Annotated in this window: 14 protein-coding genes; 12 read left to right on the top strand and 2 right to left on the bottom strand. The window is 70.4% G+C overall.

Features of this window, described 5'->3' with window-relative positions; all coding sequences use genetic code 11:
• The first annotated feature begins 50 nt into the window (after positions 1–50).
• The 3 genes from ADK36_RS03540 to ADK36_RS03530 all read left to right on the top strand — a co-directional run bounded on the left by ADK36_RS03540 (position 51) and on the right by ADK36_RS03530 (position 2,215).
• Complete coding sequence (locus tag ADK36_RS03540; protein WP_053196335.1) at positions 51–764, top strand: antibiotic biosynthesis monooxygenase family protein; 714 nt, start codon at positions 51–53, stop codon at positions 762–764.
• Positions 765–852: 88 nt separating this feature from the next.
• Positions 853–1,464, top strand: coding sequence for an ArsR/SmtB family transcription factor (locus tag ADK36_RS03535; protein ID WP_048585118.1), 612 nt, complete (start codon positions 853–855; stop codon positions 1,462–1,464).
• 16 nt (positions 1,465–1,480) lie between these two features.
• Positions 1,481–2,215, top strand: coding sequence for an ATPase (locus tag ADK36_RS03530; protein ID WP_053196333.1), 735 nt, complete (start codon positions 1,481–1,483; stop codon positions 2,213–2,215).
• A gap of 12 nt (positions 2,216–2,227) precedes the next feature.
• On the opposite strand, the gene ADK36_RS03525 is transcribed toward ADK36_RS03530, so the two are convergent.
• Entirely contained in the window at positions 2,228–4,057 is a 1,830-nt protein-coding gene (locus ADK36_RS03525; protein ID WP_053196331.1) for an endonuclease/exonuclease/phosphatase family protein, read from the bottom strand.
• Between the two features lie 330 nt (positions 4,058–4,387).
• On the opposite strand from ADK36_RS03525, the gene ADK36_RS03520 reads away from it, so the two are divergent.
• From ADK36_RS03520 to ADK36_RS03480, 9 genes are all read left to right on the top strand, one after another.
• Positions 4,388–5,827 carry a hypothetical protein gene (locus ADK36_RS03520; protein WP_048585121.1) on the top strand — a complete coding sequence of 480 codons (1,440 nt, stop codon included), beginning with the start codon at positions 4,388–4,390 and terminating at the stop codon, positions 5,825–5,827.
• Positions 5,828–6,055: 228 nt separating this feature from the next.
• Entirely contained in the window at positions 6,056–7,507 is a 1,452-nt protein-coding gene (locus ADK36_RS03515) for an alkaline phosphatase PhoX (RefSeq protein WP_048585122.1), read from the top strand.
• Between the two features lie 494 nt (positions 7,508–8,001).
• The gene (locus ADK36_RS03510; RefSeq protein WP_053196329.1) at positions 8,002–9,582 is read left to right on the top strand and encodes a TROVE domain-containing protein; all 1,581 of its coding nucleotides are present in this window, start codon (positions 8,002–8,004) and stop codon (positions 9,580–9,582) included.
• Positions 9,583–9,691: 109 nt separating this feature from the next.
• A complete protein-coding gene (locus ADK36_RS03505) occupies positions 9,692–10,339 on the top strand; it encodes a GntR family transcriptional regulator (RefSeq protein ID WP_048585124.1) in 648 nt (215 codons plus the stop codon).
• Between the two features lie 54 nt (positions 10,340–10,393).
• Positions 10,394–11,422, top strand: a complete 1,029-nt coding sequence (locus tag ADK36_RS03500) for a 1-aminocyclopropane-1-carboxylate deaminase (protein ID WP_048585125.1) — start codon at positions 10,394–10,396, stop codon at positions 11,420–11,422.
• Between the two features lie 155 nt (positions 11,423–11,577).
• Complete coding sequence (locus tag ADK36_RS03495) at positions 11,578–12,615, top strand: LacI family DNA-binding transcriptional regulator (RefSeq protein WP_078916559.1); 1,038 nt, start codon at positions 11,578–11,580, stop codon at positions 12,613–12,615.
• A 514-nt stretch (positions 12,616–13,129) separates the two neighbouring features.
• Entirely contained in the window at positions 13,130–14,437 is a 1,308-nt protein-coding gene (locus tag ADK36_RS03490) for an ABC transporter substrate-binding protein (RefSeq protein WP_053196327.1), read from the top strand.
• A gap of 1 nt (position 14,438) precedes the next feature.
• Positions 14,439–15,461 carry a carbohydrate ABC transporter permease gene (locus ADK36_RS03485; RefSeq protein ID WP_048585127.1) on the top strand — a complete coding sequence of 341 codons (1,023 nt, stop codon included), beginning with the start codon at positions 14,439–14,441 and terminating at the stop codon, positions 15,459–15,461.
• Positions 15,451–16,428: a carbohydrate ABC transporter permease gene (locus tag ADK36_RS03480; RefSeq protein ID WP_234329661.1), complete on the top strand. Its 978-nt coding sequence runs from the start codon at positions 15,451–15,453 to the stop codon at positions 16,426–16,428. The genes ADK36_RS03485 and ADK36_RS03480 overlap by 11 nt, the downstream gene beginning before the upstream one ends.
• A 173-nt stretch (positions 16,429–16,601) precedes the next feature.
• On the opposite strand, the gene ADK36_RS03475 is transcribed toward ADK36_RS03480, so the two are convergent.
• Positions 16,602–17,216, bottom strand: a 615-nt coding sequence (locus ADK36_RS03475; protein ID WP_199830097.1) for a TerD family protein, incomplete at its 5' end; no start/stop codon positions are given.

The raw sequence follows: 17,216 nt of genomic DNA, 5'->3' as shown, positions 1-17,216 counted from the left end.
AGGGGGGGCGCCCATGCGCACCCCCCGACCCCTTTCCCCCTTTTCCGCCCATGGAGCCCCCCGGGCCCCGCCGTACCGACGCCCACCCCGACCTCACCCACCCCGAGGTCGGCGCCCCCTTCTTCAGTACCTGGCGGGTGGGCACCCCCCTGCGGCAGAAGCAGACCGTCGAGGCGATCGCGACCACGTGGGAGCGGCGCCCGTGGCCCGCCGACGGTCTGCTCGGCTACCACGTCTACACCGGCCACGACGGCTCCACCCTCCTCCACCACTCGCAGTGGCGCGGCGAGCAGGCCTACGAGGGCTTCGTGAAGGCGTACAGGCAAGAGCGCAACGACGAGATCGACACCGCCGTCCCGGGCATCGAGCGACTGGGGCTCGGCCGCTACCGGCACTACCGCAGCGGCAGCCGGGAGGGCGACCCGCGCGTCCCCGGCTGCGTGGTGATCGTCGACATCGAGTTCGAGGGGCCCGACCCCGACCGGCAGCGCGCCTGGGTCGACGCCGTCTTCGAGGCGCTGGAGAGCGAGCCGAACCCCCACCCCGGCGGCATCTCCGCCCACTTCCATCTGAGCACCGACGGCACCCGCGTCCTCAACTACGCCGAGTGGGAGAGCGCGCAGGCCCACATCGACGCCCTCGCCGCCCCCGGCAACGGCGTCGGCTCGGCGACGGAGCTGTGGCACCGCGTACAGAACTGGCCGGGGCTGAAGGGCAGCACGGTCAGCCGGTACGAGCACGCGCTCGGCCTCGTGCCCGGCTGAAGCCCTGAAGCCCTGAAGCCCCCTGACGTCCTTCACCGAAAATCTGAACCGTCTGGACAAAAAAAGTTTTCGGTGAGACGGTGGACCCATGCTGGACGTCACCGTGATCGAGGACCCCGAGGCCGCAGCCGTCTCCCTGGACCCCACAAGGGCCCGGCTGCTCGCCGAGCTGGCGGCCGGACCCGCGTCGGCCGCCATGCTGGCCGGCAAGGTCGGGCTGCCCCGGCAGAAGGTGAACTACCACCTCAAGGCGCTGGAGCGGCACGGCTTGGTGGAGCTGGCCGGTGAACGGCGCAAGGGCAATGTCACCGAGCGGCTCATGCAGGCGACCGCCGCCTCGTACGTGATCTCACCCCTCGCGCTCGCCTCCGTACAGCCGGACCCGGACCGCTTCCGTGACCAGCTCTCCGCCCGCTGGCTGCTCGCGCTCGGCGCCCGGCTCGTCCGGGACGTCGGGTCGCTGATCACCGGCGCCGCGAAGGCCCGCAAGCGGCTGGCGACGTACGCGCTGGACGGCGAGGTCCGCTTCGCCTCGGCCGCCGAACGGGCGGCGTTCATCGAGGAGTTGACGGCGGGCGTGAGCGCGCTCATCCGCAAGTACGACGCGCCCGGCGCCGAGGGCGGCCGCGATCACCGGATCGTGGTCGCCGTCCACCCCACGGTCAAGGACCAGCAGCCCGCCCAGGAAATCGAGCGATAGGACGCAGGAGCCCGCCATGTCCAAGGAATTCGAGATCGCCCGCGAGTTCGAGGTCGATGCCACGCCTCAGGAGGTCTGGGAGGCGATCACCACCGGGACCGGAGGCTATCTCTGGCCGATGGAGCCGCCGGAGCCCCGGGCCGGCGGCCGGGGGCCCTTCGGGTCGACGGTCACCGCCTGGGACCCGCCGCACCGCTACACCAACCGCGTCGAGGACGTCGAGGGCATCGCCGAGCAGACGATGAACCAGCTCGACTACACCATCGAGCCGCGTGACGAGGGCCGGCGTGCCTGGGTGCGCTATGTGCACAGCGGGATCTTCGTCGACGACTGGGACAACCAGTACGACGGTGCCGCCAAGCACACCGACTTCTATCTGCACACCCTGCGCGAGTACCTGGTCCACTTCGCGCCCCGCCCGGCCGCCTTCGCCACGTTCGACGGGCCCGACGCGTCGAAGGCGCCCGACGCCCTCGCCGCCGTCGGGCGGGCGCTCGGCGTCGGGGAGGACGTGGCCGCCGGTGCTCGCGTGACGGTCCACGGACCCGACGAGTTCGACGCCGTGGTCGACTTCCGCAACCCGTACTTCATCGGGCTGCGCACGGACCGGGGCCTGACCCGCTTCTTCGGACGCAACCACTGGGGTTATCCGGTCGGCATCTCCCTGCACGACTTCACGCCGGGCGCCGACATCAAGGAGTGCGAAGCGGCCTGGCAGGGCTGGCTGAACGGCGTGTTCAGCCAGCCCTGAACCCCGGCGGGGTTACGGGCGGAACCGCAGCACCTGCGGGTCGTGGTCGCTGATCTGGTCGTTGAACTCCGAGTTGACGTGCACGCTGTCGTACTCGAAGTCGCAGGAGTTCCGGATCGACGGGCTGATCAGGATCTGGTCCAGCGTCTGGGCGTTGCCCTGGTAGACGTAGGAGTAACGCTCGCTCTTGGGCAGCGACTTGATCGCCGACCACAGCGCGCCGTCGTCCTCCAGCAGCTTGGCCGTGCCGGAGAACTCGAAGTCGTTGATGTCGCCGAGCGTGACGACGTCCGCGTTCTTCTGGACGGCCAGGATGTCCTTGACGAACGCGTTCACCGCGGTCGCCTGGAGGTGGCGCTGCGTCTCCGAGCTGCGGACCGGCGGCTGGTACTGCGCGTGCAGTGCCTGGTCGCCGCCCTTGGACGCGAAGTGGTTGGCGATCACGAAGACCGTGCGGCCGCGGAAGACGAACTCACCGGCCAGCGGCTTGCGGCTGTTCGTCCAGGCCGCGTTCGCCGGGTCGATACGACCGGGGGAGACCGTCAGCGCGGCCTTGCCCCCCGCCTTGGTCACGCCGACGGCCGTGGTGGCGTCGCCGCCCGGACGGTCGACGAAGGAGACCCGCTCCGGGTTGAACAGGAACGCCTGGCGGATGTTGCCGCCCGGCTCACCGCCGTCGGCCTTGTTCACCGGGTCGATGGAGCGCCACTGGTACGCCGGGCCGCCCGCGGCGACGATCGCGTCGATCAGCTTCTGCATCGTCCGGTCGGCGGCGACCGTACCGTCGTCGGTCTTGCCGTTGTTGTCCTGGATCTCCTCCAGGGACACGACGTCGGGCGACTGGAGGTTGTTCACGATCGCGGAGGCGTGCTCGGCGAAGGTGGCGTCGGAGGGGTCGAGGTTCTCGACGTTGTACGTCGCGACCGCCAGCTCGCCGCGCCCCTGCTTCTGGGTCGTCTCCCGCTTCAGCCCACCGCTCTTGAGGGTGCCCAGGTCGCTCGCGACGAGGGTGTAGCCGCCGAACTGGGTGTAGTCCAGCGGGCCGGTGGTCGTGCCGGCGAGGGTGTCACCGACGTTCGCCTTCGGGAAGTCGGCGGCCGCGCCGAGGGACTGGATCTGGAGGCGTCCGGTGTTCTGCGAGTCGTAGGAGCCGTAGACCGTACCGCCACGCCGGTTGGCGTTCTCGCGCGGCTTCACCGTGACCCACAGTTCGTTGAAGCCGTCGGTGCCGGTGACCACCCGGGCGTCGGCGACCCGGACGTTCATGTGCTCCAGGGACTCGTAGTAGTCCAGGGCGTACGTCTTGGGCCTGAGAGTCAGGCCGTTGACCGAGCCGTTCGCGGCGGTGTCGCCGGCGGGAGCGTACGCGGCCGGGACGGACCTGGCGGAGATGACCACGGCCGCCGGGAGGGCGTTGCCGCTGGAGATGACGGTGAACGTCGGCTTGGTGATCTCGGTGATCGACTGGTTACCGCTGGCGGCGCCGCCCGGGACGTACTCCTGGACCGTGCCCGACACCGTGACCGCGTCGCCGACGGCGACGCCCTTCGGCGCGGAGTCGGTGTAGACGAAGATCGCCTCGCTGGTGGCCGGGTTGTCGTCCGCCTGCGGGTCCTGGATCCAGAAGCCCTTGGACGACCCGTAGCCGCGCACGCCGGTGACGATTCCGGCCACATCCGTGACCTGCTTGCCGACGGACGGGGATATTCGGGTACTGCCCTGGATGTCATGGATGCGCACGGAGTCCGCGTGCGCGGGGGCGGTGAGGACGACGGTGGACGCCGCGGAACAGACGGCGGCGACGGTGAGCGCGGCGAGACGCGCGGACTTCTTGCTCGGCAACGGAATCCCTCCGGGGACGTGAATGAGCGCCGGGACGAGGGTGGTGCGTGGAACGACGGGTGTAAACGCTGGGTGCAGGCGCGACCGGTGGGGCGGCGGCGACGCGCGTAGAAAATACAGTGAACAGATGTCCGCCCGGTTTCTACGCGCGTCAATCTCCTGCCTGGTCAAGCCACTTGTCAAGGTTTCGGCCATGTACAGGTGCCGACGGGGAGATGAACCGGGTGGCATGGGTGGAAATCCGTCTAGGCTGAGCGGTTGAGCCGTGATGCGTACGGCCAAGGGCCGTGTCGCTTACGGCCCTGCAGAACGCCCTAGGAGAAACAGCCGATGTCAGACAGCTCCCCCCTGCCCCCGGTGCGGCTGCATCCCGAAGCGGAGCTGGCGCGGGACGCGCTGTCCACGCCGTTGCTTTCCCGGGCCGCGCGGCTGGCCCGCTGGGCCGGACCCGATACCCGGGTCGACGCCGGGGGCGGCCTCGTCGACGAGCAGCTGCCGGCGGCCGCCGAGCTGCTCGGGCTGAGCGGGGACGACGCCGCCGCGTACGCGAGCGAGGCCTGGCGGGTGGCCGTCGACGCCGGCCTGGTCGAGATCGTCGACGAGGAGACGGGCACGGTCGCCGCCGGCGAGGACCTGGCGCTGCTGACCGGCGGTTCGCCGCAGGACGTCCTTGGGGTGTGGCTGGCGGCGCTGGAGACGGCCCTCGCCGACGCGAGCGTGCCCGACCTCGACGGCCTGGTCGACGCGATCGACACCGGGGACGAGATCGACTTCTCCTCCCTGGACTGGGACCCGGAGGCCGAGGCGGAGTTCCTCGACGGAGTGCTCGGCAACCTGTATCTGCTGACGGCCAGCGAGGACGGCCCCGGCGACGGGCCCGTGCCGCTGCCGGCCCTCGCCGCGTCGATGATCGTGCCCAGCGACATGGGCGAGCCCACGAACGACGTGCTGGAACAGGTCTCGGACGCGATGATGCGCCTCGACGACCAGTTCCGGGTGCTGGAGCCGGTCGGGCTCGTGGAGTACCAGCCGGTGGACGAGGCGCTGATGGCGGACGCGGAGGCCGAGGGTGCCGAGGAGGCGTCGGCCGCCGTCGACGACACCGACGTATCGCGCTACGGCATGGTGCGGCTGACCCCGCTCGGCCTGTACGGGCTGCGGTCGCGGCTGCTGGAGGCCGGGTTCGACGCCCCCGCGGTCGGGGACCTCGCCGACAAGGGCGCCGACGCGCTGCTCGACGGCACGGCCGCCTTCCCGCAGGCCGCCGCGCATGCCGAGACCGAGCAGTGGCTGGCCCGACGCGAACCCCTCGCCGCGGCACGGGAGTTGCTGGCCGCGGCACGAGGGCTGGACGCCGGGGCGCCGCTGCGGCGGTTGCGCTGCCAGCAGGCGCTGTCCCTGGTGGGCGCGGAGGCCGAGCCGGCGCTGCGCGAGGTCCTCGACGATCCGGAGCTGGGCGGGCTGGCCCGGGTGTGGCTGACCGAGGCGGGGTTCTCCGACGTTCCCGCGCCGTCCCAGGACCTGGTGTTCTGGCTGACCGTCGACACGGTGGCCGCGCAGCTGGCGGCCGAGGGGAACTCCGACGAGCTGAGGGCGCTGGTGGAGGGGTTGGCCGCGCAGCACAGCGGGTTCTTCGCGGCGGCGTGGCGGGTCGATCATCCGGCCACCGCGGATGTGCTGGAGGCGATGGGGCGGTTGCATCCGGACAAGAAGATCGCGAAGGAAGCGCGGAAGGCTGCGTTCAAGGCGCGATCGCAACAGGGGGGCTGAGCTTGTCTCGCGGGTGCGGCCAGGGTGTGGCTGGTCGCGCCCACGCGGCGGCGCCGCATATCGATAGAGTCCCGCGCCCCTAGGGCGTTGCCCGCGCCCAGCGTTGTTTCATGGAAGCTGGTGCCCTGAAGCCCCCCGGAGTTCAACTCCTGTTCAGACATGGGCGGGACCGTTGCGCCGTCCCGAAGTCCGCCACCCTCCACGGCACCCACTGTCACAGGAGACACCATGTCGCTCACCCGCAGGGACTTCGCCAGAAACTCCGCGATCACCGGTGCCGGTGTCGCGCTGGCGGGCAGTGCCGGCGTGCTGGCCACCGCACCGAACGCGCTCGCGTCCACGGAGTCCGAGACCGCGAGCGAGGAGTCCGCGGACGCCCACGGTGGCGGTGTCGGGTACGGACCGCTGATCCCGGACCCCGAGGGCATCCTCGCGCTGCCCGCCGGATTCAAGTACCGCGTCATCACCTACAGCGGGAAGACCAAGCTGGAGTCGGGCGAGTTCACCCCCTCCAACCACGACGGCACGGCCACCTTCGACGGCCCCCGCGGTACCACCCTCCTCGTCAACAACCACGAGCTGAAGGGACCGCGCGCCAACTGGAAGTACCCCGTCCCGCTCACCGAGGGCCTCGTCTACGACCCCGCCGCGGCCGGCGGCTGCACGGTCGTCGAGGTCCGCCCCGGCGGCGGGGTCGCCGAGTGGGTCGGTATCGCCGGCACCTCCACCAACTGCGCGGGTGGCAGCACCCCTTGGGGCACCTGGCTCACCTGCGAGGAGAACTCCGACAAGGCCGGCACCAACGGCATGACCAAGGACCACGGCTACGTCTTCGAGGTCGACCCCGTCGACCGGCGCGCCAACCGTGACCCCAAGCCGCTGAAGTTCTTCGGCCGCTACGACCACGAGGCCGTCGTCATCGACCCCAAGCGCGGCCACGCCTACCTCACCGAGGACGCCGCGAGCCCCAACGGCCTGCTCTTCCGCTGGACCCCGCCGAAGGGCTTCGCCTACGGCCGCGGCAAGTTCCGCGCGCTGGCCGACGACGCCGGTGTCCTTCAGGCCCCCAAGTGCTTCGACTCAGGCGGCAAGTTCGTCGACGACCTCTCCCGCGCCACGAAGATCGGCACGGTGTACGGCGTCGACTGGGTGGACGTCCCCGACCGCGACGCGAAGACCACGCCCGTGCGCAAGCAGTTCGCCGCCGGTGAGATCACCCGCGCCCGCAAGCTGGAGGGCATGTGGTGGGGCGACGGCGGCACCTACATCGTCTCCTCGTACGCCCGTGAGGAGAGCCCGGTCCAGCACGACGGCCAGGTCTGGTTCTACGACCCCAAGCGCCGCACCCTCACCCTGAAGGTCCTCCTCGGCGTCAACCCCGACCCGTCCAAGGACGGCGCCTTCGACGGCCCCGACAACATCACCGTCTCCCCGTACGGCGGCCTGGTCATCGCCGAGGACGGCGAGGGCGTCCAGCACCTGTTCGGCGCCACCGACAGCGGCCGTACCTACCCCATCGCCCGCAACGAACTGAACATCGGCACGGAAGACGAGCCGGAATACAGCGAGTTCGCCGGCGTCACCTTCTCGTGCGACGGCCGGACGCTGTACGCCAGCATTCAGACGCCGGGCATCATGCTGGCCATCACCGGGCCCTGGAAGCGGCAGAAGCGCGGGTAATTAATTCGCTCGCCCGTCCCGCGGCACCCCTCTTAGAGTGATGAACGTCCAGGTGCGAAGGCAGGACCTACTTCCACTCTTAATGGGGAGGCCGCGGGTTCGAATCCCGCCACCGGTTCCACGAGCCGGTGTAGCTCAGCGGCAGAGCACCACGTCGGTTCCGCCGACCTCGATCTCTGGACACCACAACTTCATGCACCTCCCGGTGCGCGGGCCGCGGCTACTTCTTCTCCTAAAAGAATCCCATGCCGCCGCCGACTTGATCTCGGGAGGCGCAGCTCAAGGTGGGTGCCCGGTGCGCAGGCAGCGGATACTTCGGGAGCTGGTGGGGGTACACCCCTCGTGCGGGTTCGAATCCCGTCATCGACTTCGGGTCGGTGTGGCGGAACGGAAGACGCGCCAGTCATAAGCAACCGCAGTCGACTTCGACCTCGGACACCCTCCTTTTGCCGCGCTTCCCTCCGAAAACCACAGTGAATTCGGGGGAATTCAGCATGGCGCGATTCAACACGCGGGCCGCCAAGGCGCGCCCCACTTCGCGAGTGACGTCGACAGGGCGCGTACTGCGTACCTACGAGGGCGGCCGGGGCCGCGAGCGGGACGCGCGTTCCGAGCTTTTCCTGCTGGCGGTCGCCAACTTCGTCTCGCAGCAGACCTTCTACGAGTCCGGCGCCGACCGTGACGACCGGTACGCCAAGCTCGTGCGCGAGCTCGCCGTCACCGACCCCGTCTGGACGGCCGGCCTGCTCGGCTGGCTGCGCGGCGAGGGCAACCTCCGTACGTCGGCCCTCGTGGGCGCTGCCGAGTACGTGAAGGCACGCCTGGACGCCGGGGCCACCGACGGCCCGTCGAACCGGCAGGTCATCGCCTCCGTGCTCCAGCGACCGGACGAGCCCGGCGAACTGCTCGCGTACTGGACGGCGGTGTACGGCCGTAACGTCCCGAAGCCCGTCAAGCGCGGTGTCGCCGACGCCGTACGGCGTCTCTACAGCGGCAAGTCGCTGCTGAAGTACGACACCGCGTCCAAGGGCTACCGCTTCGGCGACATCCTCAACCTGGTGCACGCGGCCCCGGACCCGGACAAGCCGTGGCAGGGCGAGCTGTTCCGGTACGCCCTGGACCGCCGGCACAACCCGGACACCGCCGTGCCGCCCGCGTCCGACCGGACGCTGGTCGCGCACCGCGAGCTGATGGCGCTGCCCGTCGAGGAGCGGCGTGCGGTGGTCACGTCGGAGCGCGGTGCCGAGCGGCTCGCGGCGGCCGGGATGACGTGGGAGGCGCTGGCGGGCTGGCTGCAGGGGCCGATGGACAAGGCGGCCTGGGAGGCCGTGATCCCGTCCATGGGCTCGATGGCGCTGATCCGCAACCTGCGGAACTTCGACGAGGCGGGCGTGTCCGACGAGGTGGCGGCCCAGGTCGCCGCGCGCATCAGCGACCCGGCCGAGGTCGCGCGCTCGCGGCAGTTCCCCTTCCGGTACCTCGCCGCGTACCAGCACGCGCCGTCGCTGCGCTGGGCGTACCCGCTGGAGCAGGCGCTCGGTCACTCGCTGGCCAACGTGCCCGCGCTGCCCGGCCGGACGCTGATCCTCGTCGACCGCTCCGGCTCGATGTGGGGTCCGCTGTCCGACCGCTCGAAGCTCAACCGGGCCGACGCGGCGGCGATCTTCGGCACGGCGCTGGCGCTGCGGGCGAAGAAGGCGGACCTGGTGGAGTTCGGCTCCACGAGCGCCCCGGTGAGGTTCCGCGGGGGCGAGTCGGTGCTGAAGATCCTGAGCCGCTTCGGTGGCCTGGGCGGCACCGACACCACCGAGGCGGTCCGCCGCCACTACAGGAAGCACGACCGGGTGCTGATCGTCACCGACGAGCAGTACGCGTACAGCCACCACGGCGACCCGACCGAGCAGGTCCCCGCCGACGTGCCGGTCTACACCTGGAACCTCGCCGGCTACCGGGCGGGCCACGGCCCGTCCGGGAAGGCGAACCGGCACACCTTCGGCGGACTCTCGGACGCCGCCTTCCGGATGGTTCCGCTGCTGGACAGCGCTCGGGCAGCCGACTGGCCCTGGGCGGCCTGAGTCGCGGCCCTGGCACACAGGCTCCGCGCCCCGGGCGTGGCCCGCACTTCACGGGGGTGCGGGCCACACCCTTGTCCGGACCCGGAATTGACATCTAACATTTCAGTTCGTGGAGGCGATACGACCCGTAGGCCGGACCCTGCTCAGGGACCGGGCGTACGAAGCGATCCGGGACGCCATCGTGGCCGGGGAGATCGAGCCCGGCGCGGTGGTGCGGGACGCCGATCTCGCGGAGCGGCTCGGGCTGTCCCGGGCGCCGGTGCGCGAGGCGTTCTCGCGGCTCGTGGACGAGGGGCTGCTGGAGAGCAAGCCCCAGAGCTACACCCGGGTGACACCGCTCGTGGCCGCCGACGTGCGGGACGCCGCCGCCGTGGTCGGCGCCATGCACGAGCTGGCGACGCGGGTCGCCGTGCCCCGGCTGACGGCCCCGGACGTGGAGATCATGCGCACCGCCAACGAGCGCTTCGCCGCCGCCGTCGCGGCCGGTGAGGTGGACCTCGCCCTGCGGGCCGACGACGAACTGCACGACGTACTGGTGCGGGTGAGCGGCAACCGTGCGGCCGCCGCCACCGTCGCCCGCTACACCCCTCTCATCCGCCGCCTGGAGCGCCGGCGCTTCGGCGAGGGCGGGTCCTGCCGTTCGGCCGGGCTCCACGAACGGTTGATCGAGACGTGCGCCGCCGGTGACGTGGACGGAGCGGTCCGTGTCACGGCGGAGATCTGGCGCACCCTCGCCGACCTGGCCGACTCCGACTGACGCGACGCCCCCCGACGCCGACACCGACCGACGCCGTTGCCCTTGGAGGCCCCCATGTCCTCTTCCCCGTCCCTCTCCTCCTACGACCGCTACCCCCTCCTCTTCGGCCCGTCCCCCGTGCACCCCCTGGAGCGCCTGACCGCCCACCTCGGCGGCGCCTCCCTCTGGGCCAAGCGGGAGGACTGCAACTCCGGGATCGCCTACGGCGGCAACAAGACCCGCAAGCTGGAGTACCTGGTCGCCGACGCGCTCGCGCAGGGCTGCGACACGCTCGTCTCGATCGGTGGCGTGCAGTCCAACCACACCCGCCAGGTCGCCGCCGTCGCCGCCCGGGCCGGGCTCAAGTGCGTGCTGATCCAGGAGAGCTGGGTGGACTGGCCCGACTCCGTGTACGACAAGGTCGGCAACATCCTCGTCAGCCGCCTCGCCGGAGCCGACGTACGCCTCGTGCGGGCCGGCTTCGGGATCGGCTTCAAGGAGAGCTGGGAGCAGGCGCTCAGGGAGGTGGAGGAGTCGGGCGGCAAGCCGTACGCCATCCCGGCCGGGGCTTCCGACCATCCGCTCGGCGGGCTGGGCTTCGCCGGCTGGGCGTACGAAGTGGCCGAGCAGGAGAGGCAGTCGGGGGTCTTCTTCGACACCGTGATCGTGTGCTCGGTGACCGGTTCCACCCAGGCCGGCATGGTCGCCGGCTTCGCCGCCCTGGAGGAGGCGGGCGGCCGTCCGCGCCGCGTCCTCGGCATCGACGCCTCGGCCAAGCCCGACACCACCCGCGAGCAGATCGCCCGTATCGCCCACAACACCGGTCAACTCATCGGTGTTGAGCGCGAGTTGACCGAGGCCGACGTCGAGCTCGACGATCGGTACCACGCGGGCACGTACGGCATCCCGGACGGAACGACCCTGGAGGCGATGCGGCTGGCCGCACGAACCGAGGGCATGGTCACCGACCCCGTCTACGAGGGGAAGTCGATGGCCGGAATGATCGACCTGGTCCGGCGAGGGGAGATCGGCCCGGAGTCGACCGTGCTGTACGCCCACCTCGGTGGCCAACCGGCGCTGAACGCATACAGCGCGCTCTTCTGAGGCTACGCAGAGGGATCAGGCGCGAAGCGCCGATCCCGGGGGCGCGGGGCTGTATCGATATGCGGCTCCGCCGCGTGGGCGCGACCGGCCCCGACGGCGCCGCGGACGACCGACGGCATATCGCGGCACTTCCAGCGGAGCGTAAAGTGCACAGCGTGTGGGCGGACGATCAGCAGCGGGAGCCAAGTGTCGAGCAGCCTGACGGCACCCGCCGCCGGGCCACGATCCACGATGTCGCGAAGCTGGCCGGAGTGTCACGACAGACGGTCTCCCGTGCGGTCAACGACAAGGGCGAGATCGACCCGGCCACGAAGGAACGGGTGCTGGAGGCGGCTCGGCTGCTGGACTACCGGCCGAGCCGGTTCGCGCGCGGCATGGTGCGGAAGGGCACCGTGACGACGGGGCTGGTGATCCCGGATCTGATGAACCCCTTCTTCCCTGAGGTGGCCGCCGGCGTCCTGGAGGCGGCCGAGCAGCGGGGCTGGCAGGTGGTGATGTGGGACTCGCGCATCGACGAGGCCCGCGAGCAGGACGCGCTCGACGTCCTGTCGCATCAGGCGGACGCGATCGTGGGCTACTTCAAGAGCCCGGACGACGTACTGGCCCGGCACCTCGGCGGCGTACCGCTGGTGCTGCTGGAGCGCGGCCCGCAGCAGACCCGTTTCGCGGCCGTGGGGATCGACGCCGCCGCCGGTCTCGCACAGGGCATGGCCCACCTGGTGGGCGCGGGGCACCGCAGGATCGGCATGCTGGACGGCGTGCACGGCCCCGGCCCGCGCCGGGGGGCCTTCCTGCAGCAGGCCCGGCGGTACGGCCTGCCGGTGGACGAAAGCTGGATCACGTTGTGCGCCGAGCACAGCGTGGCCGGGGGAGAGGCCGGGATGGAGCAACTGCTGGACGCCCGGCCCGACATCACCGCCGTCTTCGGCTTCAACGACCTGATCGCGGTCGGCGCCATGCGCGCCGCCCGGCGCCGGGGCCGGCGGGTGCCGGAGGATCTGGCCGTCCTGGGCTTCGACGGGCTCTCGCTGGGAGAGTTGGTGGAGCCCGCGCTGTCCACCCTGCACATCGACAAGCGGCGGCTGGGACGACTGGCCGTCGAGCAGGTGGCCCGGCTGCATTCGGGCGCGGAGCCGCTGCGGGGTGCCGAGGCATGGGTGGTTCCCGAACTGGTGGTACGGGCGTCCGCCTGACGCCGACGCCGACGCCCGCCCTTCGCGGGAGGCCCGGTCCTGGTGAGCCGGGGCGCCTTGAGGTGCGGTTGGGGATGCCCTGTGTGTGGCCGGGGGCGTCTTGAGGTGTGGTTGGGGATGCCGCGGGTGCGGGCGTGGGCGCCTTGAGGTGCAGTCGGGGATGCCCCGCGCGCAGCCGGAAACGCCTTGAGGCGCAGCGAGAGACGCCCCCCGCACAGCCGTAGACCTTCCACGCGCAGCCAGAAACGCGCCAGCCCAGTCGGCACCGCCGCGACGCCCAGCCGGAAACCGCGGCGCATACCCGGAAATGCCCCGACACCTGGCCGGAAGTACCTCAACACATCAGCCGTGCATGTCCCTTGACACTGCTTTTCGGCCGCCTCGATACTCAACGGCAACGTTCACGTGAACGCTCACGGGCCCCCAAAATCTCCCCACAGCACGATGTCGAGCCGCTCGGACGAAGGGTCCGACATCGTTGTCTTCCGCACGTCCGGAAAGCGAGTGCGCCCCCATGGAACACCGAACGACGTCCCGCAGACGATTTCTGGGGGCCTCGCTGGGCGGCGCGGGCGCCGCTCTGCTGGGTTTGTCGGGATGCGGAGCCCCCAGCGGATCGGCCTCCGCGGGCACCAGCCACCTCAGCCTCTGGTACTGGAAGGGCGCGCTCAGCGACGAACTGCTCGCCACCGCCAAGCGCGGCGTCCCCGGGGTGCCGGGGCTGAGGGTGCGGGGCTCGCAGATCCCCGACGGCGAGATCGACTCCAAGGTGCGCACCAGCCTCGCCGCCCGCGCCTACGTACCGGACATCACCGTCGCGAACTCCGACAACCTCGCCACGTTCTTCCCCGACGAGAACGAGTTCCTCGACCTCAGGACGCTCGGCGCCGAGTCCGTCCGCGACCGGTACCTCGACTGGAAGTGGAAGAGCTGCTTCACCCCGTCGGGCCGGATGATCGGCTTCCCCCTCGACGCCGGCCCCACCGCGCTCTACTACCGCAGGGACCTCTTCCGGCAGGCCGGACTGGCCTACGAACCGGCGGACGTCGCCGAGGCGATCCCCACCTGGGAGAAGTTCATCGCCGCGGGCAGGACGCTGCGCGCGAAAGCGCCCGGCAAGCCGTACCTGGTGAGCAACATCGGCAACGTCTTCCAACAGGTCCTGCTCCAGAGTCCCAAGCAGTTCGTGGACGCCGACAACCGCTTCATCGGCGACCAGGAGCACGTCAAGCGCGGCTGGGACCTCTCCGTGGAGATCCTCCGCCAACGGCTCAGCGGCAGGATCACGGACGGGACGCCCGACTTCAACGCGGCCATGAGCGGCGGCCGGGTCGCCACGATGACCACGGCGGTGTGGGCCATCAACGGCCTGAAGGACTCCGCGCCGAAGACGTCCGGGACCTGGCGGCTCACCACCATGCCGGACGGTCCGGCCAACTACGGCGGCTCGTACATGACCCTGACCCGCTACTGCCGGGACCCCGAGGCGGCCTTCGCCTTCCTCACATGGCTGCTCAGCCCGGAGAACCAGCTCAAGAGCTACCAGGAGATATCCCTGTTCCCCACCACTCCGGCCGCCTATGCCGACCCCGCGATGCACAAGCCGGACCCCTTCTTCGGCGGTCAGCAGCCCATCGACGTCTTCGGCCCGGCTGCCGAGAAGGCCCCGGTGAACTACTTCAGCCCGTACGAGGAGACCGCCAACACCCCGTTCTTCCAGGAGCTGACCAAAGTGGAAATGCTCGGCAAGAACCCCGACCGGGCCTGGCGGGACGCGGTGAACACCGCTGAGACCACGTTGTCCCGACTGGGGGTGAGCTGACATGGCCACGGTTCTCGACCCGGCGGGCGCGCCGCCGGCCGATGAGCGGCGCCCTGTCCGCCGCACGCGGTCCAGCGCCCCGGGCGGACGCAGACGTCACCTCCCGCCCCTTCTCGCCATCTCCCCGTTCTACGTGCTGTTCGCCGTCTTCGGCACCTTCCCGGTGCTCTACTCCCTCTACCTGTCCTTCCAGGACTGGGACGGCATCGGCGACATGCGCTTCGTCGGGCTTCAGCAGTACGGCTGGCTGCTGAAGGACCCGGTGTTCTGGCACTCGGTGCTCAACACCTTCGAGATCTGGTTCCTGTCCACGGTGCCGATGCTGTTCCTCGCCCTGGTGCTGGCCTTCCTGCTGCACTCGCAGGTCCGCTTCAGCGGCGCGATGCGGGTCGCCTACTTCATCCCCAACGTCACCTCGATGGTCGCCATGACCGTCGTCTTCGGCTCGGTCTTCGCCCAGGCGGGACTCGCCAACTCGGCGCTGCGGGCGATCGGGGTGGACGGGATCGGCTGGCTGTCCTCCGAGTGGGGCATCAAGTCGTCCGTCTCCCTCATGATCATCTGGCGGTGGGTCGGCTACAACGCCCTGATCTTCCTCGCGGGCCTCCAGGCCATCCCCACCGAGCACTTCGAGGCCGCCCGTGTCGACGGCGCGAACAGCTGGCAGACCCTCTTCCGGGTCGTGCTGCCGCAGTTGCGCCCGGTGGTCCTCTTCGCCGCAGTCACCTCGACCATCAACGGCCTGCAGATCTTCACCGAGTCCCAGGTGCTCTTCCAGTCGACCGACGTCGGAACCACCGGCGGACCGGGCCAGGAGGGCATGACCATCGTGCTCTACCTCTGGCAGAAGGCATTCAAGGAGCACCAGTTCGGCTACGGCGCCGCGATGGGCTGGCTCCTCTTCGCGATCATCGCGGTCTTCACGATCATCAACTGGCGGCTGGTCTCCGGATCCGACCGCGACGACCGCCGACCCGGCATCGCCGGGCTGCTGCGCCGCAAGGGGGCTCGCGATGGCCGCTGATCACGACGGGACGACGACCGGCAACGGGGCGACCGCCGACGACGGGGCGACGATCGGCAACGGGGCGACCACTGGCAACCGGGCGACCGGCGGCAGGTCGACCGGCGGCAGGTCGACCGGCAGCGCGGGGCTGGCCATCGGCTCCGGCAGCAGACTCACCCGGATCGCCGTGCGGGCGGCGCTGCTGCTCGGGGTGCTGATCTCGCTGTTCCCCTTCTACTGGCTGGTGGTGATGGCCTCCGGCACCACCCAGGACATCTACAGCTACCCGCCCAAGCTCGTGCCGGGCCCGCATCTCCTGGACAACATGGGGCGGGTGCTCGACACCATCGACTTCTTCGGCTCCCTCTGGAACACGATCGCCGTGTCCGTGGCCGGGACCGCGCTGGTGCTGTTCTTCGACTCGCTGGCCGCGTTCGCCTTCGCCAAATACGAGTTCCCCGGCAAGAAGTTCCTCTTCGGCACGCTCCTGGTCACCTACATGATCCCCGCGCAGCTCTCGCTGGTGCCGCAGTTCGTCACCATGGCCGAGTTCGGCTGGGCCGGCTCGCTGAAGGCCCTGATCATCCCGGGCGCGGCCAACGCCTTCGGCATCTTCTGGATGCGTCAGTACGCCCAGAACTCACTGCCGGACGAGCTGTTGGACGCGGGGCGGATCGACGGCGCGGGCTTCTTCCGCCTCTACTGGCAGGTCGCACTGCCGCTGTTCCGGCCGGCCCTCGCCTTCCTCGGCATCTTCACCTTCATCGGCCTCTGGAACGACTACATCTGGCCGCTGGTCGTCATGATCAACCCGGACAAGGTCACCCTCCAGGTCGCCCTGGCGAACCTCAATGTGCTGTACAACGCCGACTACGCGCTCGTGATGGCCGGGGCGTTGATGAGCGTGATCCCGTTGATCATCGTGTTCCTGATCGGGGCGCGGCACTTCCTGCGGGATCTGGCGGCGGGGGCCACGAAGATGTGAGCGGCACTCACGGGCCGGGCACCGTTCGGCCGGGCATCCCCTTGGCCGGGCATCCCCTTCGGCCGGGCATCCCCTTGGCCGGGCATCCCCTTCGGCCGGGCGCCCCCTTTGCCGGGCATCCCCTTCGGCCGGGCGCCCCCTTTGCCGGGGGCGCCCTGGACGTCGTACGACCTCTACAGCGCCTGGGCCGCCGGCTTCACCATCCCCCTCACCGTGCGGGACTTCACGAAGTCGCCCATGGCCGTCATCTCCCACTCGCCGGAGAACTGCTTGATCAACTTGGCCATCATCACGCCGGTCTGCGCCTCGGCGTTGGTGAGGTCGAAGCGGACCAGCTCCTCGCCGGAGGCGGCGTCGATCAGTCGGCAGTAGGCCTTGGCGACCTCGGTGAACTTCTGGCCGGAGAACGAGTTGACCGTGAAGACGAGCCCGGTGACCTCCTGGGGCAGGCGCCCGAGGTCGACGGTGATGACCTCGTCGTCCCCGCCGCCCTCACCCGTGAGGTTGTCGCCGGAGTGGCGGATGGCGCCCTGCACGATCTGGAGCTTGCCGAAGTAGCAGCTGTCGATGTGGTTGCGCTGCGGGCCGTACGCGATGACCGAGGCGTCCAGGTCGATGTCCTTGCCGCGGTACGCCGGCTCCCAGCCGAGGCCCATCTTGACCTGGGAGAGCAGAGGGCGGCCGCCCTTGACGAGGGAGACGGTCTGGTTCTTCTGGAGGCTGACGCGGCCCTTGTCGAGGTTGATCTTGCCGGCGCCGGGCGCGGGCGGCGCGGGCGGGGCCGGGGG

The sequence above is a fragment of the Streptomyces viridochromogenes genome, assembly GCF_001270495.1.
Classification (GTDB): Bacteria; Actinomycetota; Actinomycetes; order Streptomycetales; family Streptomycetaceae; genus Streptomyces; species Streptomyces viridochromogenes_A.
This window is presented reverse-complemented; position numbering and strand designations above follow the sequence as displayed.